Raw genomic sequence first — 25,969 nt, 5'->3', positions numbered from 1 at the left:
GCAATAGGCAGTGCACAAATTTCGCCCACCCCGCTCATCACGGAGCCGCACATGTCCCCATCGCATCGGCGCAAGCAACTGTTTGTCATGGCATTGACGCTATTTCTCTGTTTTTGCGCCCCGCTGGCGACGGCCACCGCCGACGGTGAGCCGGCGCCCGGCTCGGCCGACCGGATCAGCCTGTGGCCGGCCGGATTGGCACCGGGAGACAAAGCGCTCGACCAACCACTGCAGCTCGTCGAGCGCAGCGCCGATCCGGCCCTGCCGGATCGCTACGTCACCCACGTCAGCGAGCCGTACCTGGTCGTCTACCGCCCGGCCCGGCCCAACGGCGTCGGCCTGCTGATCACGCCGGGTGGCGGCTACAAGCGGGTGGTACTGGACAAGGAGGGCTCGGCAATGGCGCCGGCCTTCGTCGAGCAGGGCGGCGTGACCTTGTTCGTGCTGCGCTACCGCCTGCCCGGCGAAGGCCGCGCTGACCGCGAGGCGGCGCTGGCCGATGCGCAGCGTGCGCTGCGCTTGATCCGCAGCCGCGCCGCGCAATGGCAGCTCGACCCGCATCGCATCGGTGTGATGGGCTTTTCCGCTGGTGGCCATCTGGCCGCGCGGCTGGGCACCGGTTTCGACAAGGCGGTCTACCCGGCCACCGATGCCATCGACAAGGTCAGTGCGCGACCGGATTTCGAGCTGCTGATCTATCCGGTGATCGACATGGCCGGGCCGGACACGCATGGCGGTTCGCGCGACCGGCTGCTGGGGCCCCATCCTGATGCCCAACTGCTGCGCCAGTATTCGATGCAATACCAGGTGCGCCCCGACACGCCGCCCACCTTCCTGGTTCACGCGCAGGACGACCCGGCCGTGCCGGTAGGCAACGCGCTGCAGTTCTACCGCGCCCTTTTGACTGCGGGAGTGCCCGCCGAGATGCATCTGTTTCCGCACGGCGGCCACGGTTTCGGTGTGCGCGGCACGCACGGCCTGACCACCGCCGCCTGGCCGCGGCTGGCACTGGACTGGATCGCCACGCAACCCGGGAAGGCTTCGCCATGAGCGCTGAAGAGATGGACCCGCAACGCCGCCACTTCCTGCGCGCCGGCGCCTTCGGCTCGCTGGCCGTCGCCTTGCCCGCCGTGGCCATGGCCGGTTCGGTCAGCACCAACTCCAGCCCGATTGCCCGCCTGCGCAGTGGCCGCGTCGCAGGGCAGCTGGAGCAGGGCATCCACGTATTTCGCGGCATTCCCTACGGTGCCGACACGGCGCCGCGCCGGTTCCAGCGCGCCGTGCAGGAGTTGCCGTGGCGCGGTGTGCGCGACGCGTTCGATTACGGCCCCGCCGCGCCGCAAACCAGCGCCGAAGGCCCGGGCAGTGAGGATTGCCTCTATCTCAACGTGTGGACGCCCGCACTGCGCGATGGCGGCAAGCGGCCGGTGCTGGTCTATATCCACGGCGGCGCCTTCAGCAACGGCTCCGGCAGCAGCCCGCTCTACGACGGCACCCATCTAAGCCAGCGCGGCGACGTGGTGGTGATCACCCTCAACCACCGGCTCAACCTGTTCGGCTATCTGTACCTGGCCCAGCTCGGCGGTGAGGCGTTCGCCGACTCCGGCAACGTGGGCCAGCTCGACCTGATCCAGGCCTTGCAGTGGGTGCAGCAGCACGCCGCCGAATTCGGTGGCGATGCGGGCAATGTCACCGTGTTCGGCCAATCCGGCGGCGGCGCCAAGATCGCCACCTTGATGGCGATGCCGGAAGCGAAGGGCCTGTTCCATCGCGCCTGGACCATGAGCGGCCAGCAGGTCACCGCCGCCGGCCCGCGGGCCGCCAGCCAGCGCGCGCAACTGGTGTTGGATCACTTCCACGCCGATGCCGACGCCTTGCGCCGCATGCCGCTGGAAAAACTGCTGCAGGCGATGAAGATCCACGATCCCTCGCGGATGGAAAGCACCAACCTGTACCTCGGCCCGGTGCTGGATTCGCATGCGCTGCCGTCGCACCCGTTCTGGCCGCAGGCACCGGCGCAATCGGCCGGCATCCCCATGGTCATCGGCAACACCCACGACGAAACCCGCGCCTTCCTGGGCCACGACCCGGCCAACTTCAATCTGACCTGGGACGACCTGCCGGCCAAGCTGGAAAAACAGCAATACGTGGACCTGCTGCCGTCCGTGGTGATCGCCGAATACCGCCGCCTGTACCCCGACTACACACCATCGGACGTGTTCTTCGCCGCCACCACCGCGGGCCGCTCCTGGCGCGGCGCCGTCGAGGAACTGGAAGCCCGCGCGCGGCAGGGCGCACCCACCTGGGCCTACGAACTGGACTGGTACGACCGCCACGGCGACGCCGCCAGACTGCGCGCCTTCCACACCCTCGACATCCCGCTGGTTTTCCACAACCCGCAGCAACCGGGCTCACGCACCGGCCGCAGCGAGGACGCCACACGCATGGCCGATGCGATGAGCGACGCCCTGCTGGCGTTGGCCCGCCACGGCAACCCCAACCACAAGGGCCTGCCACACTGGGACGGCTATTCGCTGGCGCGTCGGCAAACCATGCTGTTCGACAGCGCTATCCGCCAGGCCGACGACCCCCGCGGCGCCGAACGCCGCCTCTACGCCCAGGTCCCCTTCATCCAACGCGGCACGTTCTGAAGCCGTCCCTTCCCCGCTCGCGGGGGAAGCAAGCGTTGGTTGCCGCGCGAAATGTTCCTTCCCCCGCTCGCGGGGGAAGGTGCCCGACAGGGCGGATGGGGGCGCACTTTCCCTTCTCCCGCTAGCGGGAGAAGGTGCCCGAAGGGCGGAAGAGGGCGCTCTTGATCAGGGCTTTCCCGCAGGAGCCAAAAGCCCCCCTTCAGCCCTTCGGGCAGCTTCCCCCGCAGGCGGGGGGAGCAAGCGTTGGTTGCCGCGCGAAATGTTCCTTCCCCCGCTCGCGGGGGAAGGTGCCCGACAGGGCGGATGGGGCGCACTTTCCCTTCTCCCGCACGCGGGAGAAGGTGCCCGAAGGGCGGAAGAGGGCGCTCTTGATCCGGGCTTTCCCGCAGGAACGAAAAGCCCCCTCAGCCCTCCGGGCAGCTCCCCTGCGCAGCGGGGGAGCAACAGCGCCGTTACAACGGGCTGGCGATACGCGCCGCAGTCGCCTCATCCGGCCGTGCCACCAGCGCGCCGGTGCGCATCAAGCTGACGCTGTAATGCCCCTCATCCACCAGCGGCAGATACGCGCCGCTGCCAAAGACGGTATCCACCTCGGGTAGCCATTGCGGATAGCTGCGCTTGAGGTTCAGCAGGTCGAAGCCGTCGGTCGAACGAAAGCTGATCACCGTGCGCGGTGCGGTGGCTTCCTGCTCCGGGTCGTCGTAGCGGCCGGACAGGCGATCGAGCCGGTACAGCGGCGGCAGACCGCTCAGCAGCGCCGGCAGTTTCCACTTCAGCACCACCGCCTCCACCCGCCAGTCGTCCCCGGCCAATTGCACCTGCCGCGTGCTGCCGTCGGGCCAGCTCAAGGTGAGCGCCCAGCGCTGCGGCGACAGGATGCGCGCGTCGATATCCACCACCGGGCTTTCCTGCGCCAGCAGCCGGTAGCCGCGCAGCGCGTAACCCATGCCGCCGAGCACCACGGTCAGCGCGAAAAACAGCAGGCACAGCAGCGCTCGCCCGCTGGCTGCAAACGGCTGGCCGCCGTGCAATCGCTGGCGCACCATAACCAGTTGCACCAGCGTGGCCAGCGCAAAAAGCGCCGCCAGCACCAGCAGCACGGTTGTCGGCAGGCGCAGCCATGTGCTCCATTCCATCGTGGTTTCCTCGTCGCGCGCGATGCGCGAATGCAGTCGCGCATGATAACGGCAGCGGGATGAAGGCAGCGGGCAGGTGCCGCGGGCGGCTCGCTATACTGCGGCGAGTCTGGCGCCGTGGCGCCTCCACCGCCCTCCGGATACCGACATGCGCCAATCCCTCCTGCTGCTACCCGTCTGCCTCGCCGTCGCCGCGCTTGCCGGCTGCGGCCTGAAGGGTCCGCTGGTGATGCCGCCGGCCAAGCCGGCCAGCGCACCGGCGCCCGCGCCGGCGAGCAGTGCACTGCCCGCGCCCGCGCCGGCTGGGGCTGCCATGCCATCTACGCCAGCGGGCACGGCTACGCTTCCCGCCACCGAGCTTTGAGCACAGTCATGTCCCTGGCGTTTTCCAAGATGCACGGCATCGGCAATGACTTCGTGGTGCTGGATTGCCGCCAGCAGCCGTTCGCGCTGGACGTGGCGCAGATCCGCGCGCTGGCCGACCGCCACACCGGTGTGGGCTTCGACCAGTTGCTCAGCGTGGAGCCGGCGCGTGACCCCTCGTGCGCGTTCTATTACGGCATCTGGAACGCCGACGGCACGCCCTCGGGCCAGTGCGGCAACGGCGTGCGCTGCGTGGCGGCATGGCTGCATCGCGCCGGCGCGCTGGCGCTGGGCGAGGATGTGCGCATTGAAAGTCCCTCCGGCGCGGTCACCATCCGCGTGCTCGATCCGCACCGCGTCACCGTGGACATGGGCGAGCCGCAGTTCGATCCGGCGCGGTTGCCGTTCCAGGCCGATGGCGTCGCCGCCGACTACGTCATCGATGCCGATGGCGAGGCGCTGCGCATCGGCGCGGTGTCGATGGGCAACCCGCACGCCGTGATTCCGGTGCACGACCTGCACGCGCCCGCGCTGGAGCGCGTCGGCCCGACGTTGTCCGTCCATCCGCGCTTTGCCGAAGGCGTCAACGCCGGTTTCGTGCAATCGGTCGATCGCGGCCACCTGCGCCTGCGCGTGCACGAGCGCGGCGCCGGCTGGACGCTGGCCTGCGGCACCGGCGCCTGCGCGGCCATGGCCGTGCTGCGTGCGCGCGGCGAGGTCGACGAGTCGGTGACGGTGGAACTGCCCGGCGGCGCGCTGCAGATCGACTGGGCCGGCCCCGGCCAGCCCCTGTGGATGACCGGCCCGGCCGCGTTCGTGTTCGAAGGCGAATGGCTGGCCGTCGACGCCATCCATTGAAGCGCGGCGGCGTCCATCGCACACTGGCCGTTCGCTGGCGGATCGTTTCTGCCGTCACCCGTAGCCCCGAGGATCACCGCGCATGACCGAAACGCTGCTCGACGACGCCACCCAGGGCCGCGTGGTCGCTGCCTACCTGAAAAGCCACCCGCAGTTCCTCAGCGACTACCCCGAGCTGGCCGCGCAACTCACCATGCCGCACGAAAAAGGCGCGGTGGCGTCGCTGGCGATGTATCAGTTGCAGAGCCTGCGCGACAAGAACGCGGAGCTGGAGCGGCGACTGGCCGACCTTATCGCCATCGCCGCCGACAATGAAAAGCTGATGGAGCGCGTGCATGCGCTCACCGTGGCGCTGCTGCGCGCCAACACGGTGGAAGTCACCGCGCGCAGCGTGGTGGCCAAGCTCAGTGCCGATTTCCACACCGACCAGGTGCGCCTGCTGCTGTTCGGCAACCAGCCGGAACTGCCGCGTGCGGCGTGGTTGCAGCAGATTCCCGGCGGCGCCGCCGAGCTGCCGGAGTTCGCCGATTTCCTGCAACAGCACGAGCCCGTTTCCGGCCGCCTGTCGCCGCAGAAACTGGAGCGGCTGTTCGGCGATGACGCCGATCACGTGCATTCCGCCGCCGTGATGCGGCTGGACCACACCGGCATGCTGGCCATCGGCAGCAAGGACCCGGACCGCTTCCAGCCCGGCATGGGCACGCTGTTCCTGAAGATGATCGCCGCCACCGTCACCGCCGCCCTGGCGCGCGCACGGGACGTTGCCTGAGCCGGCAATGAGCCCCGCCAGCCAGGTCGATGCGTGGCTGCAACGCCTGGCCAGCGAGCGCCAGGCGTCCGCGCACACGGTCGACGCCTACCGCCGTGACCTGGCCAAGCTGTTGCGCTTCATGGAGGCGCAGGGCGTGGCCACGTTCGACGCGCTTGATCCCAACCGCATGCGCGCGTTCATTGCCACCGAACACCGCGCGGGCCTCGCTGCGAAAAGCCTGCAGCGGCTGCTGTCCTCCTGCCGCAGCCTGTTTCGCCAGTTGATCCGCGAAGGCGCGCTGGCGCACGACCCGCTGGCCGGCGTGCGCGGCCCCAAGGTGCGCCGCAAACTGCCGCAAGTGCTGGACGTGGACGAAGCCGGCGCGCTGGTGGAAACCGACAGCGGCGGCAAGCTGGCCGTGCGCGACCGCGCCATGCTGGAGCTGTTCTATTCCAGCGGCCTGCGTCTGTCCGAACTGGTCAACCTGCGCTGGATCGACCTGGACCTCGACGGCGGCGAAGTGCGCGTGCTGGGCAAGGGCAGCAAGACCCGCGTAGTGCCCGTCGGCCGCCCGGCCATCACCGCGCTGCGTGCGCTGGGCGCCGCCGAAGGCATGCAGCCGGACAGCGCCATCTTCCGCGGCCGCGGCGGCGCCCCCATCAACCCCCGCACCGTGCAGCTGCGCATGAACAAACTGGCGATGGACCTGCCCAAACACGTCCATCCCCACCTGCTGCGCCACACCTTCGCCAGCCACATGCTGGAATCCTCCGGCGACCTCCGTGCCGTGCAGGAACTGCTCGGCCACGCCGACATCGCCACCACCCAGATCTACACGCACCTGGATTTCCAGCATCTGGCGAAGGTGTACGACGCCGCGCATCCGAGGGCGAAGCGGAAGCCGTAACAGCGCCGCGCCAAGAGCAAAGGGCAAGTCGCAAACGGCGGTGCCTCAGCACCACAAAAAAACCGTAATCCCCTCTCCCCTGCGGGGAGAGGGCAGGGAGAGGGGGACACGCCGTGGGGAGGTTTCCAACGAAGCCGCCCACGCCGCCATAAAGCCTCTTCCTTTTCACTCCCCCGCAAGCACCGCCCCTCTCCTGTCTCCTCTCCCCAATGGGGAGAGGAGATCACGGCGCCTTCGAACTTCCCCGTTTGTCGATGACGCCAGGACAAGCCTCCTGCCAAACCTCAGCGACACAAAGACACCGTAATACCCTCTCCCCTGCGGGGAGAGGGCAGGGGAGAGGGGGCGCATGCCGCGGGGAACTTCTCGACGAAGCGGTTCACACCGCGGGGGGAACTTCCAACAAAGCCGCTCCTGCAAACAGGGGCCAGAACGCCCCTCCAACATTGAACCCCACCCCCCCAAGTCCCCATCTCATCGAGCCAACCCAATGAGTTGCGGAGCCCCCCATGGAATCGTTCCACGCCACCACCATCGTCTGCGTTCGCCGCGGAGGGCGCGTCGTCATCGGCAGCGACGGCCAGGTCACACTGGGCAATACGGTGATGAAGGGCAACGCGCGCAAGGTGCGCCGCCTCGGCAAGACTGGCGACGTGGTAGCTGGCTTCGCCGGCGCCACTGCCGACGCGTTCACGTTGTTCGAACTGTTCGAGCAAAAACTCGAGAAGCACAACAACAACCTCACCCGCGCCGCCGTGGAAATGGCCAAGGAATGGCGCACCGATCGCCGCTTCGGCAAGCTCGAGGCGATGCTGGCGGTGGCCGACAAGGAGACCTCCCTGCTGATCTCCGGCAACGGCGACGTGGTGGAACCCGAACACGGCCTCATCGCCATCGGCTCCGGCGGCCCGTTCGCCCAATCAGCCGCCATGGCCCTGCTGGAAAACACCGAACTCGATGCCCGCACCATCGTCGAGAAGGCGTTGAAGATTGCCGGCGACATCTGCATCTATACCAATCACAACGTGTCGATCGAAGAACTGTAAGCCGCCTCGATCCCACACCGTCATTCCGGCGGAAGCCGGAATCCAGCGCCTTCACGGCAACGACACTGGATCCCGGCTTTCGCCGGGATGACGGCCGAAAACCCCTCTTCCCGGTGACCTCATGTCCGAATTGACCCCCCGCGAAATCGTCAACGAACTCGACCGCTACATCATCGGCCAGCAGGACGCCAAGCGCGCCGTGGCGATCGCGCTGCGCAGCCGCTGGCGGCGCATGCAGCTCGAGCCGGACATGCGCAACGAGGTCACGCCGAAAAACATCCTGATGATCGGCCCCACCGGCGTGGGCAAGACCGAGATCGCGCGGCGCCTGGCCACGCTGGCCAACGCGCCGTTCGTGAAAGTGGAGGCCACCAAGTTCACCGAGGTCGGCTACGTGGGCAAGGATGTGGAATCGATCATCCGCGACCTGGCCGACGTGGCCTACAAGCTCACCCGCGAGCAGGCGGTCAAACGCGTGCGCACGCAGGCCGAGGATCGCGCTGAGGACCGCATCCTCGACGCGCTGCTGCCGCGCCGCCAGGCCCAGCCCACCGACTGGAGTCATGACGCCGCCGCCGCGCCCGCCATCGACAGCGACACCCGCCAGAAACTGCGCAAGCAGTTGCGCGAAGGCGCGCTGGACGAGCGCGAGATCGAGCTGGATTTCGCCATGAACGTGGGCGTGGAAATCATGTCGCCGCCGGGCATGGAAGAGATGGGCTCGCAACTGCGCCAGATGTTCCAGAACCTGGGCGGCGCCAAGACCCAGAGCCGCAAACTCGCCATCAAGGCGGCGCGCCCGCTGCTGATCGACGAAGAGGCCGGCAAGCTGCTCAACGACGAGGAGCTGCGCGCGCAGGCGATGGAGGCGGCCGAGCAGAACGGCATCGTCTTCATCGACGAGATCGACAAGGTGGCCCAGCGCGGTGACCACGGTCATGCCGGCGTCAGTCGCGAAGGCGTGCAGCGCGACCTGCTGCCGCTGGTCGAAGGCTCCACCGTGTCCACCAAGTACGGCCCGATCAAGACCGACCACATGCTGTTCATCGCCTCCGGCGCGTTCTCGCTGGCCAAGCCATCGGACCTGATCCCCGAGCTGCAGGGCCGCCTGCCGATCCGGGTGGAACTGAACGCGCTCAGCGTGGACGACTTCAAGCGCATCCTGCGCGAGCCGCACAACGCGCTCACCAAGCAATACGTGGCGCTGCTGGGCACCGAAGGCGTGGGGCTGGAATTCACCGACTCCGGCATCGACCGGCTGGCCGAGGTGGCGTTCCAGGTCAACGAGCGCACCGAGAACATCGGCGCCCGCCGCCTGCACACCGTGATGGAGCGGCTGCTGGAGAAAATCTCCTACGAGGCCGCGGACAAGTCCGGTGAAAACTACCGTATCGACGCCGAACACGTAGACAAAAGCCTCGAAAGTCTCGCCCAGGACGAGGATCTCAGCCGCTACATCCTTTAAACAAGCCCAAGGGCCCGCTCTGTTAAAATGACCGTCATGAACAGCAACATCATTGAACTCAAGAGCACCGGCCAGCGCGCCCAGCTGCGCGAAGCGCAAGAAAAGCAAACCCTCGTGCGGCTATGGCGCGAGGAGCTGGAGCACGGCAGCTTCTGCGGTTACGTGGGCGGCGTCGGCCGCGAGTTCTTCCTGCTGTGGGTGGTCGGCGACGGCATCACCTACGACGGCATGTACATCATGCGGCACCGCGACATCTCCGAGCTGGAAGCCCCCGACAAGCACCACGCCTTCTTCGAGAAAGCCCTGGCGCTGAAACACATCCTGCCGCGCCCCCCGCGCGGCTTCCCGCTCGACAACATCCGCGACGTCGTCCAGGCCGCCGGCGCCCAGTCGCCGGTCATCGGCGTCCACGTCGACAGCGAAGACGAAGCCGAAGTCTGCTACATCGGCCGCCTCGTCGCCGTCGAGGAAGACGGCTTCACCATGCAGGAAGTCAGCCCCGACGCCGAGTGGATGCGCGAGGCCTCGTTCTTCGCGTGGGATGAGGTCTCGACCATCAGCATCGAGGATGGTTATGCGATGTCGCTGCTGGCTGTGGCGGGGCCGGCGCCGGCTTTGCTGGAAGGGGACAGCGGCGTGTCGGAGCTGCCGACGCGGCAGTAGTCGGTAGTTGCAGGACCGGCATTCCCGACAGGCCGATGGCGGGTGTATCAAAAGATGTCGATACCCTTGGGGTCTACGCCGCCTCCGGGTGCTTTGTTGTGCACGCTCCTGCGAGGAGTGCTTGGACGCTGGCATCTTGCCGCGCCGGGCCTTTCGTGAAACACCGATGGGCATCGTCGCGTATTCCTTCGACGAGACGGCTCGAAGGTGACTATTGGGGTAGATTGCCTTTCGGCAGGCCGGGGATTCACTAGCTTTGCCGCGAAAGGAACAGGGCGCGTGGGGATGGGTTGCCGAAATAGGCTGCAGGATTAGACTGCACTTTGAAATCTACATAGCGTTATGTTTCTCACCGAATTCAGGAGAGCCGAATGGATTCATCTTGGATTAGCGTCGTCGATACTGCTGTAAAAATAGGGCTTGGAGCCATGATATCAGCGGTATCCGGGTACCTCGTTCTCAAAAAAAAGCAATCCCACGATGAACAAAAAGAAGCCAGAGAGCAGTTTTACAAGCTACAAGAAGAAAAAAAGTCGAAATATGTTGAGCTACTAGTTCAATCCCAAGATCTTATTCAGAGCCACTTATTCAGCAGTTGTACCCCAGACTCAGATTCATATAAAAATTATTTGCGTGCTTTTAATAACGTACAAATTATCTCAACCGATGAAGTCCGCCTTGTTGCATTCAATCTTGTCACAGACGTTCAAGGCTTCGTCTTTCTAAATAAGAGTCAGCAGGAAAAGCAGCTCGTAGATGGTATGGTCAAATCGGCACGGGAAAAAGTTTCAATTTTTCAAAAATTTGCGCAAGAAGAAGTCACTAAACGCTACACCAAAACATAGCAATTCGTCCAAGCGGACGTGCGAAAAGCCGCACGCCGCTTAACTCAAGCGTTAGGCGCCAATGGAATCTTGGGACATCGCGCGCTACATTCTCTTCGTGCTCTGTATGTACAGTGCCGTATGCGGGATAGTGTTTCAAAAGGTGCAGTTCGGACCTGACATAGGCGATGTCCCAGACTTTAGCGTCAGCGGAAGGGCGGCACAGGTCATCGGAGCCCTTTGCTTTGCTGCTGGTATTGTGGTTCTGGCCCATCTGATCTTCGGCTTAATCTTCTTAGTCCTCATAACTGCACTTGGTTCTATTCTTAAGGACTGACCATGGAGCAGTTGACGCCTAACAACTCGTTCGAGGCGGACGGCTTCGCCGCCGCTCAACTCCAGCGTTAGGGCTCACATGAGTGATCACGTGCGCAGATGGGAAGAGCTTCTCGATCCAGAGATCACGCGCGAGCGACTGATCTCAGCCTCTCTGTACATCGCCGCCTTCGAGATCCTCAAGCAATCGATCTGCGACCGCATCCGTGACTTCTACTGTTTCGGATTTGGTGTAGGGGGTGACCTCATAGACCCGAAGTATCAGGCCGAGGTCTTGTCTCGGAACCGAAGCCGTCTTTACGCTTCCTTGAGTTGGCTGCAAGAGAACGATGTGCTCGAGCAATCGGACATCGAATCCTTCGAGCGGGTCAAAGCAACTCGAAATGCATTGGCCCACAATCTTCAAGGCCTTGTGTTTGGTGAGTTGCCGTCAACCCATGTACAACTGTTCCCTGAACTCGTTAAGCTAATTCGAAAGATCGAGACGTGGTGGGTGGTGAACGTGGAGATACCAACCAACCCGGACTATGACGGTCAAGAGGTTCTAGAAGAGCATGTAGTACCAGGTCCGGTGATTATGTTGCAGCTCATGCAAGAGGTGGCATCGGGCAACGCGGAGTTCCTTGCGCATTACAAAAGGAATCGCGGGTGAGCCCTAACAATTCATTCAAGCCGAACCCGCTTCGCGGGTTGGCTTAATTCAGGCGTTAGGCGGCAGAGCATCCCCTTCGCAGTTTTTCGTGGGCGTCGCGTTTCGGCTCTGTGTTTGCAAGGCGCATTGTGTTGGTTCGGGCTGGCCTGTGAATATGGGGTCAGGTTCATTTATTATTGGCCTCTGCACGCTCTTTGCTTGGGTCTGGTCATTTACCCGCCGCGGACGGGTCGGCTGAGGCCTGGCAATTCGCCCGGGCCGATGCCGCTTCGCGGCACGGCTCAACCCGGATGTCAGTACCGATGACCGGCGTCGGCGTTCTTGGGAGTACCAGGCCAGGTGCGGGGGCCATCGACGTTGAAATTCGGCTAGCCCGCGGTCGTGTGCAGGAAGAGGGGCAATTCTTGTCCTTTTACGACTTTGATCATCATCTTTTCGGGCCGCCTGCTGGTACTTTGGAGCAGCGCCCCGAGTAGTGACACTGGGCGCCCACTGTTCGTCCAGGCGGCCGCGCAAACACTGCACGCTGCTCAATTCCAGCATGGGGCTGCACGATGCGCATCGGGTTATTGACGGTTCTGGCGCTGGCGTTGGCGGGTTGCTCGAGCCCCGGGGGGGATGGGTTTCAGGATGCATTCCGGATTACCGATCAGATGCGAGCCGCTGCGCTTGAGAGCGCGGACATCAGCGCCATGCGCGGGGACCTCGATTACATAGCAGCCTGGCATGTCGACAGGCGCACCGGGGTCGCGGGGGCGCTGAAGCCCGGCCTCGATGACGCTGCCCTGGATGCGATGGAGGCCGAGCTGGGGTGCAAGCTGCCGCGAGAGCTTCGCGCCTTGTGGCGGTGGAGGAACGGGCACCCGGACACTTCAACCGTCCATTCGTTTGTCTGGTACCACCAGCTGATGCCTGCCGATGAAGCCATGCAGCAGTACCGGTCCCTCCGTTCACAGCACTTGCTTGATTGGGATCGCTCCTGGTTCCCCGTCATGTTCTTTCAGGAGGAGTGGTACTTCGTTGAATGCGCATCAGCGACCGTCGAGGCAAGCCCGCTGATGTTTTACTTTACGGAGAGCGGTCCACAAGAGGCATACCGCAGCCTTACCAGCTACTTTGCTACGGCGAGAGAGACGATGGAGAACGGTGGCGTTTCCGTTGATGGGCCAGATGCCGAGATGGATGGCGACATCAAGGTCGCGGCGGCCGCTCATGCAAAGTACAACCCAGGCATTGCGTTCCCGTACTACGTTCCCGAGTAGGTACAGCTCGACGACGCGTCCAGGCGAACCTCAGCGAGAGGTGAGGTCTACCGCAGTTTCGGATTGGAAAATGCTGTCAGGGACGAATGACACTGACTTAAGCACCGTTCGTCCTGAGGTAAGCCGAAGGCCGAAGTCGAAGGGCATGCCGGCGGCGAGGGCGTCCCCCACCTGACAGCGCTTCGACTCCGCCCGCTGCGCGGGCTACGCTCAGCGAGAACGGGATAGAACGGGGTCGGCCGGCCTTAAGTAAGTGCCATTCGTGTCAGGGACAATTTTCCCGGAGCTTGTTTGGAATTGTCCCTGACACACTTTCTTGTGGCTGTGGCGGTATCAGGTGCCGATTGCAGCGCAGACCAGCAGCGCGAAACCGACAACCGCAATCAGCGTGTGACCGTACATCAGCGGCAATGGCAGCGGCTTTTGCTGCCATTGATAGCCGAGGTTCATCACTACCCCGCCGCCGGCGGCAATGATCAACAGCAACAACGCCCACGCGGCGAGTACGGGCAAACCACTGACGAAGTAGACCAATAACAGCAGCGTCAAACCGGCGCCGGCCAACAGGCCATGCAACAGCGCCAGCCATGCCGGTGGGTTGCGCTTCGCCAATGCGCGCATACCGGCCATGACCAGGCCACCGGCTGCCGCGATCGCGAACAGCGTGATGCAGATAAGCAACATGTTCTGAATGCTGATATTCATGTTTTCTCCCCTTGATGGACAAAAAAACACCGCGCCTGTACGGGTCGTGTCGTGCCGTCGTGTACTTTCCAGCCCGTAAACGCGCCCCCCGCTGTTTGAACATACTCCGCGCGCAGTGACGCGGCGATTTATCAGTGGCCAACCAGTCGCCGCAACCAATCGAGAAGTACGGTAGGGAGCAGCTCCGGCTTGGGCAGCAGCGCGTACTGGCTGGCGCCAAACACGTACGGCAGGTAGTTGGCGGCCTGGCGGTCGATGGTCAGGCAGAACGGCGAGATGCCCTGCAGCTTCGCTTCGGTCACGGCCTGGCGCAGGTCTTCGACACCGTAGCGGCCTTCGTAATGATCCATGTCGTTTGGCTTGCCGTCGGACAGCATCAATAGCAGTCGGTGCTGCGCGGTTTGCTGCACCAGGCGGTTGCTGGCATGGCGCAGGGCGGCGCCGGCGCGGGTGTAGTTTTCCGGCTCCAGCCCCGCGATGCGCAAGGCGACGGCCGGGCCATACGGCTCGTCGAACCGTTTGACCTCGCGCACGATCACGCCTTGCGCCGTCTCGCCGGAAAACGCCTGCACGGCATACGGTTGACCGAGGCCTTCGAGCGCGATGCACACCAGCAACAGCGCCTCGCGCTCGACGTCGATGATGCGGCGGTTGCCGACGATCCAGCCATCGGTCGAGCCGCTGACATCGATGAGCAGCATGATGGCCATGTCACGCTGCACGCGCCGCTGACTCTGGTACAGGCGCTGCGGCAACGGCAGGCCGGCGCGGTAGTCGGCGTGGCCTTCGATATACGCCTCCAGATCGACTTCGTCGCCGTCCAGTTGCTTGTGTATGCGGACGCGGCGCGCGCGCAGCATTTCGAAGCGGCGACGAATCTCCTGCAGCATGCCGCGATGGGCATCGAGGGTGTGGTCGACCCACGCCTGCGGGCCGACGGCGGCGGGCAAGGGGTGCACCGCGGCGCCGGGCGAATGATACGCACGAATGCGGTAATCCCACTCCGGATAGTTCAGCGCGTGCTGCGCGGTGGACGTCGACGGTGCCTCGACTCGCGCGGCGCCATCGGGTGGATCATCGGACAGCAAGACTTCCTTGGGCCGGCCCGGGCGCGTCAGCAGGCGTGCTTCGGGCAACTCGGATAGCGCATCGGCATATTCGTCGGCCGCGGTGGCGTCGTCGCGGTCGGTCGGGCGCTGCAGACCGCCGGGATCTTCCGCCTGTTCATGTGGCTGCGCGGTCTGCACCATCCATGCACCGGGGCGCTCGTCGTCTTCCTCGTCATCGGCTTCGCGCACGTCCGGTCGGCGAGCCAGGCGCGCGCTGCGCGCTGCCTTTCGATCTGCATCGAACGGGTCGGCGCTGTTGGTGGGCACCACGCTGGCCGCATGTTTGAGTGGCACGCGCAGCTCGCCAGTCCATAGATCTTTCAGCAACGGGTGCGGGCCCCAGTCTTGTCGCGTGGCCGTGCGGCGCAGGTGATCCGCGATTTGTCTGGCGCGCAGCAGGGATTCGGCCGGCGTTGGGCAGGGCAGGCCGAGTTGGGATAGTTCCTCACCCGGCGCAAATGACGCTTCAAGCACGCCACGAATCAGGCGTTCCAACGGCTGCAATTGAGCGGGAAACGCGGCAAGCGGCGGCCGTGCACGCAGCGCGTCCGCACGCAGGACGGCCAGGGTGCCCGCCACGCCCGGCAGGGTACGCGTGAGCTCGCTGTCGGCGGCGGCGGCTTCATGCAGCAGGTACAGATCCCGCAAAAGCGGGTCGCGCAAGTCGGGTGCGTGGGCGGCCGCGCCGCGCATGGCGCGGGTCGCCTGCAGCAAGGCGAGCGCGCGGTAATACAGCGAAGCGGTGTCCGCCGAAAGGCGTCCGAGATGGGTCGGCAGCCAGATCGATAGGCCGTCCGTGGCGGGCAGTGCGATGCGGTGCCGTGGCCCGTGCCGACGATGCACCAGCAACGCCAGAAAGCTTGGTGGCGACGGTGTCTGCGCAACGCGCAGGGCGAAGCTGCGGTCGCACAGTGCGGAAATCAGCAAGTCCAGTCGGGGTGCCACGTCGGCAAGCGCCAGGGGTGGCGCCTGCGCCACGGGCGGCCGGTGGCGCCGCCACAACGCACGCGAGTAAATCGTCGCGTGGCGTACGGCATCCATGATGACATCTTCAGCTTCAGCCATGCGGCAACCCTCGGACGCCACCGCCAGCAGGGCGCACCATCAGACGAAGGTGGCGTCCACCAGATCGTGCATCGCGCCGACCAGCGTGGTTTCATCGGACAACGGCGAGACGATGGCGGCGTAACACGCGTCGCGCACCGGAATGCCACTGGCAATCAAGCACGCCGCCGCGATCAGCAAACGCGTGCTGGGCACTTCGGCCAGGCCGCGATCCTGCAGCCCGCGCAGGCGTTGCCCCAGCGTCACCAGTGCATGCGCGGTGGCGTAATCGGCAGAACCCTCGCGTTCGACAATGGCGACCTCGGTGGCCAGTGGCGGAAAGTTGAAGTCCAGCGCAACAAAGCGCTGCCGCGTGCTGGGCTTCAGGTCTTTCAACATGCGTTGATAACCGGGGTTGTACGACACCACCAGCTGAAAACCGGGCGCCGCTTCGAGTGTTTCGCCGGTCTTGTCGACCGGCAGGATGCGTCGGTAATCGGTCAGCGGATGCAGCACCACAACGGTGTCCTGGCGTGCCTCGACCACTTCATCGAGATAGCAGATGGCGCCTTCGCGCACGGCACGGGTCAGTGGGCCGTCCTGCCAGGCTGTGCCGTCATGGCGGATCAGAAAGCGGCCCACCAGATCGCTGGCGCTGAGATCGTCATGACAGGAGATCGTGATCAACGGCCGCTTGAGGCGCCATGCCATGTATTCGACGAAGCGGGTCTTGCCGCAGCCGGTTGGCCCTTTCAGCATCACCGCGAGCTTGTGCGCATGGCACTGCTCGAACACCGCTACTTCGTTGCCGGAGGGCAGGTAGAACGGTGCCGCGCTGGTATCGGCGGCACCGTGATCGGTCATGACGGGGGAGTCAGGCATCGGGTGCGACAGGTTCGAGCTTGCGCTGCCTGGCCTCGTCGTTGACGACGAAGTTTGGCGGGAAACGGAAGAAGTCGTAGATGAACAAGATCACGCCGAGGACAAACACCGAGGCCGTCGCAATCAGCATCACGAAGTGGATCTGGATCTTGAGCTGCGTATCGAGGTAACCCAGGCCCAGGATGCGCTCCAGATACACCTGCGCGATGCCGGCGGTACCGAAGGAAAGCGTCATGCCGAACATGCCACCCAATTGCATCCAGAACGCCCAGTAGCCGATCGGCGACCCCGCCTCGCGCCGCCCGGACGTCAACGACGGTAATGCGTAGACGATCATCGCCAGCACGATCATCACGTACGCGCCGTAGAACGCGGCGTGGCCGTGCATGGCGGTGATCATCGTGCCGTGCGTCCACTTGTTGACGCTGGGAAAGGTGTGCGCCAACCCCAGAAGACCGGCACCAAACAGCGTGAACACGGCGCTGCCGACGGTCCAGTGCAAGGCGAGCACGTTGGGGTGCTGCATGCCGGAGCGGCGAATGGCGTAGTACGCGTAGACGGCCATGCCGACCAGTGCGACCGGCTCCAGCGCACTGAAAACACCGCCGATCGGCAACCAGTAATGCGGCACACCGACCCAGTAGTAATGATGTGCGGTACCGATGATGCCGGCGATGAAGACCAGTCCGACGATCACGTACAGCCACTTTTCCATCACTTCACGATCGGCACCGGACAAACGGATCAGCAGGTACGCGAGGAAACCGCCCTGGATCATTTCCCACACGCCCTCCACCCACAGGTGGATCGTCCACCAGCGAAAGAAGATCGATACGACGTAGTTCTGGTAATGCAGCAACGCCGGCAGATACAGCAGGGCAGCCAGGCCCAGACCACCCATCAACACGCCTTCGGTCGTGGTGAAGCGACCGGAGCGTTTGATCGTCATGAAGATGTTGTAGAGGAACATCAGCATCACGATCACGATGACGATCTTCGACGGCAGCGGTTGCTCCAGCAATTTGTTGCCGGTGCCGTAGCGGAACAGGTAACCAAAGATCGTGGCCAGACCCATCACCGACCACAGCACCAGCTGCCACAGTGCGAGCTTGACGCTATACAACTCGGTGCGCGATTCGTCCGGCACCATCCAGTACGTGGCGCCCATGAAGCCGGTCAGCACCCACACGATCAGCAGGTTGGTGTGGATGGTCTTGGTGACATCAAAGGGCAGGATGTACAGCAGCGGATCGGGGCCGAGATATTTCGCCGCCGAGAGCAGGCCGAACACCAGTTGCAGGCCGAACAACGCCATGGCGACGGCAAAGTACCAATAGGCCACTGACTGGGATTTGTAACGCATGGTGCCTCTCCGTCGAATCGGTTTGCGGAACCATCACTGCGATGGCATCTGTTGCCGCGCTGCGCGGCAGCGGAGGGTACGGGGCTTACTTCAGGGTGGAGAGGTAGGCGACCAGATGATCGACCTGCTCGGGCGTCAGTGATTGCGCGTACGTGTCCGGCATGAACGAGGTGCCGCCGGCTGAATACATGTCGCCGGGCTCCAGATACTTGCTGGGATGCAGGATCGATTCACGGATGAAACCGGCCGCGTCCTTCGCCTCGCCCTTGTACGCACCCGAAGCGATCGCCTTTTCCGCGAGTGCGGAAATGCCAGCCAGCGATGGCCCGGCCATATCCACGCCCGGTGCGGTTGAGTGACAGGCACCGCAAGGTGGTGACGCGCCATGGAAAAGCGTTTCACCTTGCGCGATGGGGCTGTCAGCTTGCGTCGTGGCCTGCGTGCCCGGAGCGCCGGTGGCCTTGTCCGCAGCAGCTGGCGCTACCGCGGCCATGCCCGGCAGAGACGAGCCGCTGACCAGCAACGGCCGTGGCGGCCAGCCCTGGTTGTCGACCTTGCTGACCCAATCGAGGAACGCGATCAGGCCGGTGATGTCGGCATCGCTCAGGTTCTGCGTGGGCATCAATCGGCGCACTTTCTGCTCGTCGTAAAATTTTGACGGGTCGTGCATATAGGCGCGCAGATAAGCTTCACCGCGAAGCTGCGTGATCTTGGTCAGATCGGGTGCGTAGTAGGCGCCTTCGCCAAACAGCGTGTGGCAATTGATGCAATTGTTCTCGTGCCACACCTTGTTTCCAAGGGTGACTTCTGGCGAGATGTCCTGCGCATTGGACAGCTTGGGAATCTGGCGCAGGGTGTCGAACGTCATGCCGAGAAACAGCAGCCCCACCAGCAGGGTTCCAACAATGGCAAACAGCCGGGTCTGTCGCTTGTTCATGAGGTGCTCCGGCTCAGACGGCGATGTGGGACCAGTATTTCAAAATGATGTACGCCGCATAGATGATGGCAGCCGCCATCAACAGCAAAACGACATGGCTGAAAATGCGGAAACATTTTCCGACGGTCGCGATCTGCATATTCGCCCCCACGCTATTCCCCGAGATTATGGGAGTGTTGCACGCTTTCGGTGATGGAATCGTCACTTTGACATTTTATGTCGCAGCTGCCTGCGGTGCGCTTCGCGAACATCCACCAGACGCTGCGCAGACGAGGCCGCTGCGGTGGCTGCGCCTGCATGGCAGTCCTGCTTTCGATAGCGCCGGATTTGTGTCGGTGAAGGCTGTGCGTGAGGTGATGGAAGGTGCCGAGAGCCAAGCCGTCGGCGCAGCGGAAGGTCACACGGGCCAACTCACGACCTGTTGACCACAGCACCGGTATCACAGGTGCTTTCCGATGGAGTGAGTCATGGGCAACCAAGACAACAAGCCCGGTCTTTTCGATTCGCGCCGCGTCGTGCGGGAGCAGGCGGCAAAGATGCCGCCGGCGGCGAAAGCCGATTTCAGTGGCGTGTCATCTCAGGTCAGTGCCACGGTGGATGAAACCGGTGCATACATGGTGGCCGCGGGCGACAGCCTGTCGAGTATCGCGCGGGCCGTTTACGGCGATGCGAATGCGTGGGAGCGCATCTTTGCGGCTAATCGTGATCAGCTCACTGACCCGGACGAAATCAAGCCGGGACAGATGTTGAATATCCCGCCCAAGCCGTGAAGCAGGCGATTTGCGTGACTGCTGCGATTCAGCGTGGCGCATGATTCATCGCTGAAATGGCGCGGCGCGATTGCGTACGATGCGCGCTTTGCTCCACGAGCCGCCTGCAGCCTGCGCCCGATCCAGCACCGCGGGCGGCCGAATTCCTGTGCGTTGTCGCCTGCGCTTTCCCCTGTGGGGCGAAAACGCGACAATGGGGGGCTTTTCCGCGCGTCGCCGATCGCGCTGGCGCCCATCCCTGAACTGTCGTCGCAGAGAGGTCACAACCGACAATGTCTTCCACGCCAAAGATCATCTACACGCTGACGGACGAAGCTCCTTTTCTGGCCACGCAGTCGCTGCTGCCGATCATCAACGCTTTCACCGGCACCGCCGGCATCGCGGTGGAGACGCGCGACATCTCTTTGGCGGGCCGCATCATTGCGCTGTTTCCCGAGGCGCTGAAGGACAACCAGCGCATCGCCGACGACCTCGGCGAGCTGGGCCAGCTGGCCAATACGCCCGAGGCCAACATCATCAAGCTGCCCAACATCAGCGCTTCGATGCCTCAGTTGAAAGCGGCCATCAAGGAACTGCAGCAGCAGGGCTACGCGCTGCCGGACTATCCGGACGAGCCGAAGGACGCGCAAGAAAAGGACGTCCGTACGCGCTATGACAAGGTCAAGGGCAGCGCCGTGAACCCGGTGCTGCGCGAAGGCAATTCCGATCGCCGCGCGCCGCCCTCGGTGAAGAACTACGCACGCAAGCATCCGCATCGCATGGGTGCGTGGAGCGCGGATTCGAAAACCCGCGTGGCACACATGGATCACGGCGATTTCTACGGCACCGAGAAATCGGCACTGATCGAGCGCGCCGGCAACGTCAGCATCGAGTGGTTCGGCAAGGACGGCAGCCATGCCGTGCTGAAGGCGAAAACCGCCCTGCTGGAAGGCGAGATCATCGACGGCGCGGTGATGAGCAAGCGCGCGCTGGCCGCTTTCATCGACGCCCAGGTGGCGGATGCGAAAGCGAAGGGTGTGCTGTTTTCGCTGCACCTGAAAGCCACCATGATGAAGGTCTCCGACCCGATCATGTTCGGCGTGGCGGTCAGCGAGTTCTACCGCGATGCGCTGGCGAAGCACGCTGACGCGCTGAAGCAGATCGGCTTCAACCCCAACAACGGCATCGGTGACCTGTACGCCCGCCTCGGCAGCCTGCCGCAGGATCAGCAGGCGCAGATCAAGGCGGACCTGCAGGCGGAATACGCGCAGCGCCCGGCCCTGGCGATGGTCAATTCCGACAAGGGCATCACCAACCTGCACGTGCCCAGCGACGTGATCATCGACGCCTCGATGCCGGCGATGATCCGCGACTCCGGCAAGATGTGGAACGCCGAAGGCAAGCTGCAGGACATCGTGGCGGTGATCCCCGACCGCAGCTACGCCGGCGTGTACCAGGCGACCATCGAGGACTGCAAGGCGCACGGCGCGTTCGATCCGGCCACCATGGGCAGCGTGCCCAACGTGGGCCTGATGGCGCAGAAAGCCGAGGAATACGGCTCGCACGACAAGACCTTCCAGATTGCCGGCGACGGCACGGTCAAGGTGATCGACGACGCCGGCAAGGTGCTGCTGCAGCACGAGGTTGAGGCCGGCGACATCTGGCGCATGTGCCAGGCCAAGGACGCACCGATCCAGGATTGGGTGAAGCTCGCGGTGAGTCGCGCGCGGCTCTCGTCCACGCCGGCGGTGTTCTGGCTGGACCCGCAGCGCGCGCACGATGCGCAGGTGATCAAGAAGGTCGAGCGCTACCTGAAGGATCACGACACCAGCGGGCTGGATATCCGCATCATGGATCCGGTGGCCGCCACGAAATTCTCCCTGGAGCGCATCCGCAAGGGCCAGGACACCATCTCGGTCACCGGCAACGTGCTGCGCGATTACCTCACCGACCTGTTCCCGATCATGGAGCTGGGCACCAGCGCCAAGATGTTGTCGATCGTGCCGCTGATGGCCGGCGGCGGCCTGTTCGAGACCGGCGCCGGTGGCTCCGCGCCCAAGCACGTGCAGCAGTTTGTGGAGGAGAACTACCTTCGCTGGGATTCGCTGGGCGAATTCCTGGCGCTGCAGGCCTCGCTGGAGTTCGTGGGCGAGCAGACCGGCAACGCACAGGCCAGGGTGCTGGCGCGGGCACTGGACCAGGCCAACGGCAAGGTGCTGGACAACAACAGGTCGCCCGCGCGCAAGGTGGGCGAGCTGGACAATCGCGGCAGCCATTTCTACCTGGCAATGTACTGGGCGCAGGCGCTGGCCGCGCAGAACGACGATGCCGCGCTGAAGGCGACGTTCGCGCCGCTGGCCAAGGCACTTGCCGACAACGAAGCGGCCATCCTGGCGGAGCTCAATGGCGCGCAGGGCAAGGCGGTGGACATCGGCGGTTATTACCACCCGGATATGGACAAGGTGGGCCGCGCGATGCGTCCCAGCGCGACGTTCAATGCGGCGTTGGCGACGCTTTCGAAGGGTTGATCGGGTAGCGCATATGGCCGTCTTTACGGCTTGTTGAAAAGAGGCGCCTTCGGGCGCCTCTTTTTTGGGGTGTGGGGTGGGTTTTCCAGAAGCAAGGGCCCTCTCCTCGGTCCTCTCCCGCAAGCGGGAGAGGACCGAGGAGCAAACCCCTCTCCCGCTTGCGGGAGAGGGGCAGGGGGAGAGGGCTCACGCCGCGAAAAGGCCCCCAGTCAGCCTTCCCCTGACACAATGGTCACTCCCCGGCTGGAACCTCCCATGCGCCTGCGCCCAGCGATTTCCCTGATCGCCCTGATCGCCCTGATGGCGGGCGCGCCCTTGCGCGCCGCGCCACCACCGCCGTCATCGACCAACGTGGCCGATCTCCCCGCCGTGCTGGTCACCGGCGTGCAGCCGGGGCCGGGCATGTGGCGGGTGTCGCGCGGTGATCACGAGCTGTGGATATTGGGCACGCTGTCGCCGCTGCCGCGCGGCATGACGTGGCAGTCGCGGGAGGTGGAATCGGTGATCGCATCCGCGCAGCAGATCCTGCTGCCGCCCTCGGTGAAGATGAAGGTGGACACCGGCTGGCTGGGCAAGCTCTTTCTGCTGCCGTCGGCCTATAGCGCGCGCAAGAACGAGGATGGCAAGACCTTGCAGCAGGTATTGTCCGCGCCCACCTACGCGCGCTGGCAGGCGTTGAAGCAGACTTATCTCAGCGACAAGCGCAGCGTCGAGCGGTGGCGGCCGATCTTTGCCGCGCAGGAGTTGTACAAGGCGGCGATCAAGGCCAATGGCCTCAGCAATTCCGGTGGCGTGAAGGCTGCCGTCGATGCGCTGGCCAAGCAGCATGGCGTGGCCGAAACCGCGGTCGAGTATCCGGTGACGATCGAGCACCCGCGGGCGGCGATCAAGGCGTTCAAGCAGGCCGCACCCAACGACGTGATGTGCATGAGCCGCACGCTGGATGCGATCGAGCATGACCTGCCGTCGATGAAAGCCCGCGCCAACGCCTGGGCCACCGGCGACCTGCAGTTGCTGCGCGAACTGCCCGACAGCAACCGCCGCCAGGCCTGCATCGATGCGCTGGCGGACGCGGGTTTTGCGCGCCAGCTGGGTATCGACGACATCCCCGAGAAAGTACAAGCCACCTGGCTGGCCGCGGCGCGCAAGGCGCTGGAAACCAACCGGCAGACCTTCGCCATGCTGTCGATGGACGAGCTGCTGAAACCCGACGGCTACCTGGCGCAACTGCGGGCCGAGGGTTACACGATCGAGGCGCCGGTGGAGTGAGCTCGCCCTTGTAGGAGCGACTTCAGTCGCGATGCTCTTCGCCGGGCTTCCAGAGCAAAAGCGTCGCGACTGAAGTCGCTCCTACAGGTACGGGAAGCGTCAGGCGCTGACGCGATCCAGCTCCGCAATTTCGTCCGCGCTCAGCTGCAGCTTCACGGCGCCGATCAGGTCATTCAATTGCGTCACCGTGGTGGCGCTGGCGATGGGAGCGGTGATGCTGGGGCGGGCGATCAGCCAGGCCAGCGCCACCTGGGCCACGGTGGCCTGGTGTGTCGCGGCCACCGCGTCCAGTGCGGCCAGCACCTGCAGGCCACGCGGGTTGAGGTAGCGCTTTACCGCACTGGCGCGGGCGCTGCTCTTGGCCAGATCCGCCTCGTCGCGGTACTTGCCGCTGAGGAAGCCGCTGGCCAGGGCGTAGTAGCTGATCACGCCGATGTTCTCGGCGCGCATCAGCGGCTCCAGTTCGTTTTCGTAGCCGGTGCGCTCGAGCAGGTTGTATTCCGGTTGCAGCACTTCGTAGCGGGGCAGGTTGTGTTCGCGGGCCGCCGCCAGCGCGTCGGCGAAACGGATGGCGCTGTAGTTGGAGGCGCCGATGGCTCGCACCTTGCCTTGCTCGATCAGCCGCGCAAAGCCGCCCAGCGTGTCGGCGAGCAGCACGCTGGCATCATCCTCGTGCGCCAGGTACAGGTCGATGTAATCCGTCTGCAGGCGCTGCAGCGAGCGGTCCACCGCCTGTTGCAGGTTCACCGGCGACAGGCCCGGTTGCTCGGCCCATTTGCCGACCTTGGTGGCGATCACCACCTTGTCGCGCTTGCCGCTGCGCTTGAGCCAGCGGCCGATGATGGCCTCGGACTCGCCACCCTGGTTGCCCGGCACCCAGGCGGGGTACACGTCGGCGGTATCGATCAGGTTGCAGCCGGCGTCGACGAAGGCATCCAGCAATTCGAATGAACGCGCTTCATCGGCGCTCCAGCCGAACACATTGCCGCCGAAGGCGAGCGGGGCGATGGAAAGCGGCGAGTTGCCTAGCGGGCGTAATGACATGGAGACGTCCGAACGAAACGTGGGGAGGCCCAAGTGTGGCCATTGCGGCACCCAGTTTCAAATCGTACCCATGATCGGGCTGGACGTTTGCGGTCATTTGCTGCGAAATCGCCGGTGTTCTGGCGGGTGTTCACACTCAGCGGGGCGCTTCGACTCTGGTCGCGGTGCGGCCGACGCTCAGGCCCGGAATGGTGGCCGCTCAGCGCGGCGCTGCAATGCGCGGCAATGCGGTCGTCACCGCGCAGCACGCCACGCCGCACTTCAGTGCGTCGGGCCTCGGCTTGTTCGTGGTGGCGGCGTCCTGATTCGTGGTCTCTTCGACGTCGGACCAGATCAGCTGGGCGTGGGTCAGGTGGCCATGCAGAAACAGCAAATCCTTCCATAGCGAACTCATGAGAAGCTCCTTCGCGGGGGCGCAACGACTTGGGAGGCGTTCAAGGTACGCGCGGTAAGGGCCGCCAAAAAGCGATATATTCGCAAGCCAGGCTTGAGGGAAATTCAATATGGCGAAGCTTCCGCTGGGCTTGTTGCAACAGTTTGTGCTGGTGGCGCGATTGGGCAACCTGTCGCGCGCGGCGACGCAGGCGAACCTCACCGTGAGCGCGCTCAGCCACCAGATGAAACAGCTGGAGGAGCGGCTGGATCGGCGTCTGTTCGAGCGCGGCCCGCGCGGCGTCACGTTGACGGTGGAGGGTTGCGCCTTGCTGGAGGCGGTGGGCGGGCATGTCGATGGCATCGAGCAGGCGCTGGCGGCATATCGCACGCGCCACCACGACGCGCTCACGCTCAGCGCCAGCCCCGGCATCATGTCGAGCTGGCTGGTGCCGCGGTTGCCGCGCCTGGTGGCGGTGCATCCGGAGCTGGAGCTGACCTTGCAGTCGGGTTCGACCCTGGTCAATTTCGCACGCGAGCCGGTCGATGCCGGTTTGCGTTATGGCCGTGGCGAGTGGCCCGGTTTGCATAGCGAGCGCTTGTTCGGTGAGTGGATCGCACCGGTGGCGGCGCCCGAGCTGATCGCGCAGGTGGGTGATGCCGATCCCGGCGACCTGTCGTGCTGGCCGCTGCTGGGTGAGCCGGCCTCGTCCCGGCGCTGGCTCGACTGGTTCGAGCATCGCGGCGGCACGCCGCCGAAGCGCTACGTGGCGCAATTCGACAGCCTCGATGCGCTGCGCCACGCGGCGCTGGAAGGTCTCGGCGTGGCGCTGGGGCGGATGGTGACGTCGAAGTCGCTGATCGACGCGGGCCGCCTGCAGGTGCTGGGCGACAACTACCTGCCGGTGTCCGAGGCGTACTGGCTGGTGTATCCGCCGCGTTCGCTGGAGCATCGCGGCCTGCAGGTTTTCCGCGAGTGGCTGCTGGCCGAGGCGGACGATTACTGCCGGCAACTGCCGGCCACGAGCCGCTGCGGCGCGGTCGAGGATTGAA

At 64.5% G+C, this 25,969-nt stretch carries 25 protein-coding genes; 17 read left to right on the top strand and 8 right to left on the bottom strand.

Going from position 1 to position 25,969, the window contains the following annotated elements:
* Nucleotides 1–51 precede the first annotated feature (51 nt).
* Together ASD68_RS10905 and ASD68_RS10900 are read left to right on the top strand one after the other, a co-directional pair.
* On the top strand, nt 52–1,050 hold the full coding sequence (locus ASD68_RS10905) for an alpha/beta hydrolase (protein WP_235578717.1): 999 nt from the start codon (nt 52–54) through the stop codon (nt 1,048–1,050).
* Nucleotides 1,047–2,651 carry a carboxylesterase/lipase family protein gene (locus tag ASD68_RS10900; protein WP_056606627.1) on the top strand — a complete coding sequence of 535 codons (1,605 nt, stop codon included), beginning with the start codon at nt 1,047–1,049 and terminating at the stop codon, nt 2,649–2,651. The genes ASD68_RS10905 and ASD68_RS10900 overlap by 4 nt, the downstream gene beginning before the upstream one ends.
* A 452-nt stretch (nt 2,652–3,103) precedes the next feature.
* On the opposite strand, the gene ASD68_RS10895 is transcribed toward ASD68_RS10900, so the two are convergent.
* On the bottom strand, nt 3,104–3,787 hold the full coding sequence (locus ASD68_RS10895) for a hypothetical protein (protein WP_056082856.1): 684 nt from the start codon (nt 3,785–3,787) through the stop codon (nt 3,104–3,106).
* A gap of 148 nt (nt 3,788–3,935) precedes the next feature.
* On the opposite strand from ASD68_RS10895, the gene ASD68_RS16645 reads away from it, so the two are divergent.
* The 10 genes from ASD68_RS16645 (at nt 3,936) to ASD68_RS10850 (ending at nt 12,914) form a co-directional block, all read left to right on the top strand.
* Nucleotides 3,936–4,151, top strand: a complete 216-nt coding sequence (locus tag ASD68_RS16645; RefSeq protein WP_082546040.1) for a lipoprotein — start codon at nt 3,936–3,938, stop codon at nt 4,149–4,151.
* Between the two features lie 8 nt (nt 4,152–4,159).
* Nucleotides 4,160–5,008 (top strand): diaminopimelate epimerase, encoded by an 849-nt coding sequence (gene dapF, locus ASD68_RS10890; protein WP_056606624.1) that lies wholly within the window; start codon nt 4,160–4,162, stop codon nt 5,006–5,008.
* A gap of 82 nt (nt 5,009–5,090) precedes the next feature.
* Entirely contained in the window at nt 5,091–5,777 is a 687-nt protein-coding gene (locus tag ASD68_RS10885; protein ID WP_056606621.1) for a DUF484 family protein, read from the top strand.
* A gap of 7 nt (nt 5,778–5,784) precedes the next feature.
* Entirely contained in the window at nt 5,785–6,666 is an 882-nt protein-coding gene (gene xerC / locus ASD68_RS10880) for a tyrosine recombinase XerC (protein ID WP_056606618.1), read from the top strand.
* 509 nt (nt 6,667–7,175) lie between these two features.
* On the top strand, nt 7,176–7,712 hold the full coding sequence (hslV, locus tag ASD68_RS10875; protein ID WP_056606616.1) for an ATP-dependent protease subunit HslV: 537 nt from the start codon (nt 7,176–7,178) through the stop codon (nt 7,710–7,712).
* 121 nt (nt 7,713–7,833) lie between these two features.
* Nucleotides 7,834–9,177, top strand: a complete 1,344-nt coding sequence (gene hslU / locus ASD68_RS10870) for an ATP-dependent protease ATPase subunit HslU (RefSeq protein ID WP_056606611.1) — start codon at nt 7,834–7,836, stop codon at nt 9,175–9,177.
* A gap of 27 nt (nt 9,178–9,204) precedes the next feature.
* On the top strand, nt 9,205–9,840 hold the full coding sequence (locus ASD68_RS10865; protein ID WP_056606608.1) for a hypothetical protein: 636 nt from the start codon (nt 9,205–9,207) through the stop codon (nt 9,838–9,840).
* Nucleotides 9,841–10,211: 371 nt separating this feature from the next.
* Nucleotides 10,212–10,685 carry a hypothetical protein gene (locus ASD68_RS16640; RefSeq protein ID WP_082546039.1) on the top strand — a complete coding sequence of 158 codons (474 nt, stop codon included), beginning with the start codon at nt 10,212–10,214 and terminating at the stop codon, nt 10,683–10,685.
* Nucleotides 10,686–11,079: 394 nt separating this feature from the next.
* Nucleotides 11,080–11,652 carry a hypothetical protein gene (locus tag ASD68_RS10855; RefSeq protein WP_056606602.1) on the top strand — a complete coding sequence of 191 codons (573 nt, stop codon included), beginning with the start codon at nt 11,080–11,082 and terminating at the stop codon, nt 11,650–11,652.
* Nucleotides 11,653–12,206: 554 nt separating this feature from the next.
* Nucleotides 12,207–12,914 (top strand): SMI1/KNR4 family protein, encoded by a 708-nt coding sequence (locus ASD68_RS10850; protein ID WP_056606599.1) that lies wholly within the window; start codon nt 12,207–12,209, stop codon nt 12,912–12,914.
* A gap of 333 nt (nt 12,915–13,247) precedes the next feature.
* Here the strand turns inward: ASD68_RS10850 and ASD68_RS10845 are convergent, their stop codons facing one another.
* The 5 genes from ASD68_RS10845 to ASD68_RS10825 form a co-directional block, all read right to left on the bottom strand.
* Nucleotides 13,248–13,619, bottom strand: coding sequence for a hypothetical protein (locus ASD68_RS10845; protein ID WP_200945374.1), 372 nt, complete (start codon nt 13,617–13,619; stop codon nt 13,248–13,250).
* 131 nt (nt 13,620–13,750) lie between these two features.
* Nucleotides 13,751–15,793, bottom strand: coding sequence for a VWA domain-containing protein (locus ASD68_RS10840; RefSeq protein ID WP_056606597.1), 2,043 nt, complete (start codon nt 15,791–15,793; stop codon nt 13,751–13,753).
* Nucleotides 15,794–15,832: 39 nt separating this feature from the next.
* Nucleotides 15,833–16,636 carry a CbbQ/NirQ/NorQ/GpvN family protein gene (locus ASD68_RS10835; RefSeq protein ID WP_056606594.1) on the bottom strand — a complete coding sequence of 268 codons (804 nt, stop codon included), beginning with the start codon at nt 16,634–16,636 and terminating at the stop codon, nt 15,833–15,835.
* A gap of 10 nt (nt 16,637–16,646) precedes the next feature.
* Entirely contained in the window at nt 16,647–18,017 is a 1,371-nt protein-coding gene (locus ASD68_RS10830) for a cbb3-type cytochrome c oxidase subunit I (RefSeq protein ID WP_056606591.1), read from the bottom strand.
* A gap of 85 nt (nt 18,018–18,102) precedes the next feature.
* A complete protein-coding gene (locus tag ASD68_RS10825; protein WP_056606588.1) occupies nt 18,103–18,954 on the bottom strand; it encodes a c-type cytochrome in 852 nt (283 codons plus the stop codon).
* 65 nt (nt 18,955–19,019) lie between these two features.
* Between ASD68_RS10825 and ASD68_RS16865 the strand changes: the two genes are divergently transcribed.
* The 4 genes from ASD68_RS16865 to ASD68_RS10810 all read left to right on the top strand — a co-directional run bounded on the left by ASD68_RS16865 (nt 19,020) and on the right by ASD68_RS10810 (nt 23,500).
* Nucleotides 19,020–19,379, top strand: a complete 360-nt coding sequence (locus ASD68_RS16865) for a hypothetical protein (protein ID WP_156458381.1) — start codon at nt 19,020–19,022, stop codon at nt 19,377–19,379.
* A gap of 111 nt (nt 19,380–19,490) precedes the next feature.
* Nucleotides 19,491–19,724, top strand: a complete 234-nt coding sequence (locus tag ASD68_RS10820; protein ID WP_235578736.1) for a LysM peptidoglycan-binding domain-containing protein — start codon at nt 19,491–19,493, stop codon at nt 19,722–19,724.
* A 272-nt stretch (nt 19,725–19,996) separates the two neighbouring features.
* Nucleotides 19,997–22,231 carry an NADP-dependent isocitrate dehydrogenase gene (locus tag ASD68_RS10815; RefSeq protein WP_056606585.1) on the top strand — a complete coding sequence of 745 codons (2,235 nt, stop codon included), beginning with the start codon at nt 19,997–19,999 and terminating at the stop codon, nt 22,229–22,231.
* A 255-nt stretch (nt 22,232–22,486) separates the two neighbouring features.
* Complete coding sequence (locus ASD68_RS10810) at nt 22,487–23,500, top strand: TraB/GumN family protein (protein WP_056606582.1); 1,014 nt, start codon at nt 22,487–22,489, stop codon at nt 23,498–23,500.
* A gap of 99 nt (nt 23,501–23,599) precedes the next feature.
* Here the strand turns inward: ASD68_RS10810 and ASD68_RS10805 are convergent, their stop codons facing one another.
* Nucleotides 23,600–24,544: an aldo/keto reductase gene (locus ASD68_RS10805; protein WP_056606579.1), complete on the bottom strand. Its 945-nt coding sequence runs from the start codon at nt 24,542–24,544 to the stop codon at nt 23,600–23,602.
* 199 nt (nt 24,545–24,743) lie between these two features.
* Complete coding sequence (locus ASD68_RS10800) at nt 24,744–24,938, bottom strand: hypothetical protein (RefSeq protein ID WP_056082818.1); 195 nt, start codon at nt 24,936–24,938, stop codon at nt 24,744–24,746.
* 109 nt (nt 24,939–25,047) lie between these two features.
* On the opposite strand from ASD68_RS10800, the gene ASD68_RS10795 reads away from it, so the two are divergent.
* Entirely contained in the window at nt 25,048–25,968 is a 921-nt protein-coding gene (locus tag ASD68_RS10795) for a LysR substrate-binding domain-containing protein (RefSeq protein ID WP_056606576.1), read from the top strand.
* Nucleotide 25,969 lies beyond the last annotated feature (1 nt).

The organism is Rhodanobacter sp. Root627 (assembly GCF_001427835.1).
Classification (GTDB): Bacteria; Pseudomonadota; Gammaproteobacteria; order Xanthomonadales; family Rhodanobacteraceae; genus Rhodanobacter; species Rhodanobacter ginsenosidimutans.
Note: the sequence above shows the minus strand (reverse complement) of the source record. Positions and strands in the feature narration are given on the sequence as shown.

Excerpts from the sequence above, each read along its gene's own strand:
- ASD68_RS10905 (WP_235578717.1), top strand. The coding sequence starts at position 52 with ATGTCCCCATCGCATCGGCGCAAGCAACTGTTTGTCATGGCATTGACG.
- ASD68_RS10900 (WP_056606627.1), top strand. The coding sequence starts at position 1,047 with ATGAGCGCTGAAGAGATGGACCCGCAACGCCGCCACTTCCTGCGCGCC.
- ASD68_RS10895 (WP_056082856.1), bottom strand. The coding sequence starts at position 3,787 with ATGGAATGGAGCACATGGCTGCGCCTGCCGACAACCGTGCTGCTGGTG.
- ASD68_RS16645 (WP_082546040.1), top strand. The coding sequence starts at position 3,936 with ATGCGCCAATCCCTCCTGCTGCTACCCGTCTGCCTCGCCGTCGCCGCG.
- dapF (WP_056606624.1), top strand. The coding sequence starts at position 4,160 with ATGTCCCTGGCGTTTTCCAAGATGCACGGCATCGGCAATGACTTCGTG.
- ASD68_RS10885 (WP_056606621.1), top strand. The coding sequence starts at position 5,091 with ATGACCGAAACGCTGCTCGACGACGCCACCCAGGGCCGCGTGGTCGCT.
- xerC (WP_056606618.1), top strand. The coding sequence starts at position 5,785 with ATGAGCCCCGCCAGCCAGGTCGATGCGTGGCTGCAACGCCTGGCCAGC.
- hslV (WP_056606616.1), top strand. The coding sequence starts at position 7,176 with ATGGAATCGTTCCACGCCACCACCATCGTCTGCGTTCGCCGCGGAGGG.
- hslU (WP_056606611.1), top strand. The coding sequence starts at position 7,834 with ATGTCCGAATTGACCCCCCGCGAAATCGTCAACGAACTCGACCGCTAC.
- ASD68_RS10865 (WP_056606608.1), top strand. The coding sequence starts at position 9,205 with ATGACCGTCATGAACAGCAACATCATTGAACTCAAGAGCACCGGCCAG.
- ASD68_RS16640 (WP_082546039.1), top strand. The coding sequence starts at position 10,212 with ATGGATTCATCTTGGATTAGCGTCGTCGATACTGCTGTAAAAATAGGG.
- ASD68_RS10855 (WP_056606602.1), top strand. The coding sequence starts at position 11,080 with ATGAGTGATCACGTGCGCAGATGGGAAGAGCTTCTCGATCCAGAGATC.
- ASD68_RS10850 (WP_056606599.1), top strand. The coding sequence starts at position 12,207 with ATGCGCATCGGGTTATTGACGGTTCTGGCGCTGGCGTTGGCGGGTTGC.
- ASD68_RS10845 (WP_200945374.1), bottom strand. The coding sequence starts at position 13,619 with ATGAATATCAGCATTCAGAACATGTTGCTTATCTGCATCACGCTGTTC.
- ASD68_RS10840 (WP_056606597.1), bottom strand. The coding sequence starts at position 15,793 with ATGGCTGAAGCTGAAGATGTCATCATGGATGCCGTACGCCACGCGACG.
- ASD68_RS10835 (WP_056606594.1), bottom strand. The coding sequence starts at position 16,636 with ATGACCGATCACGGTGCCGCCGATACCAGCGCGGCACCGTTCTACCTG.
- ASD68_RS10830 (WP_056606591.1), bottom strand. The coding sequence starts at position 18,017 with ATGCGTTACAAATCCCAGTCAGTGGCCTATTGGTACTTTGCCGTCGCC.
- ASD68_RS10825 (WP_056606588.1), bottom strand. The coding sequence starts at position 18,954 with ATGAACAAGCGACAGACCCGGCTGTTTGCCATTGTTGGAACCCTGCTG.
- ASD68_RS16865 (WP_156458381.1), top strand. The coding sequence starts at position 19,020 with ATGGCAGCCGCCATCAACAGCAAAACGACATGGCTGAAAATGCGGAAA.
- ASD68_RS10820 (WP_235578736.1), top strand. The coding sequence starts at position 19,491 with ATGCCGCCGGCGGCGAAAGCCGATTTCAGTGGCGTGTCATCTCAGGTC.
- ASD68_RS10815 (WP_056606585.1), top strand. The coding sequence starts at position 19,997 with ATGTCTTCCACGCCAAAGATCATCTACACGCTGACGGACGAAGCTCCT.
- ASD68_RS10810 (WP_056606582.1), top strand. The coding sequence starts at position 22,487 with ATGCGCCTGCGCCCAGCGATTTCCCTGATCGCCCTGATCGCCCTGATG.
- ASD68_RS10805 (WP_056606579.1), bottom strand. The coding sequence starts at position 24,544 with ATGTCATTACGCCCGCTAGGCAACTCGCCGCTTTCCATCGCCCCGCTC.
- ASD68_RS10800 (WP_056082818.1), bottom strand. The coding sequence starts at position 24,938 with ATGAGTTCGCTATGGAAGGATTTGCTGTTTCTGCATGGCCACCTGACC.
- ASD68_RS10795 (WP_056606576.1), top strand. The coding sequence starts at position 25,048 with ATGGCGAAGCTTCCGCTGGGCTTGTTGCAACAGTTTGTGCTGGTGGCG.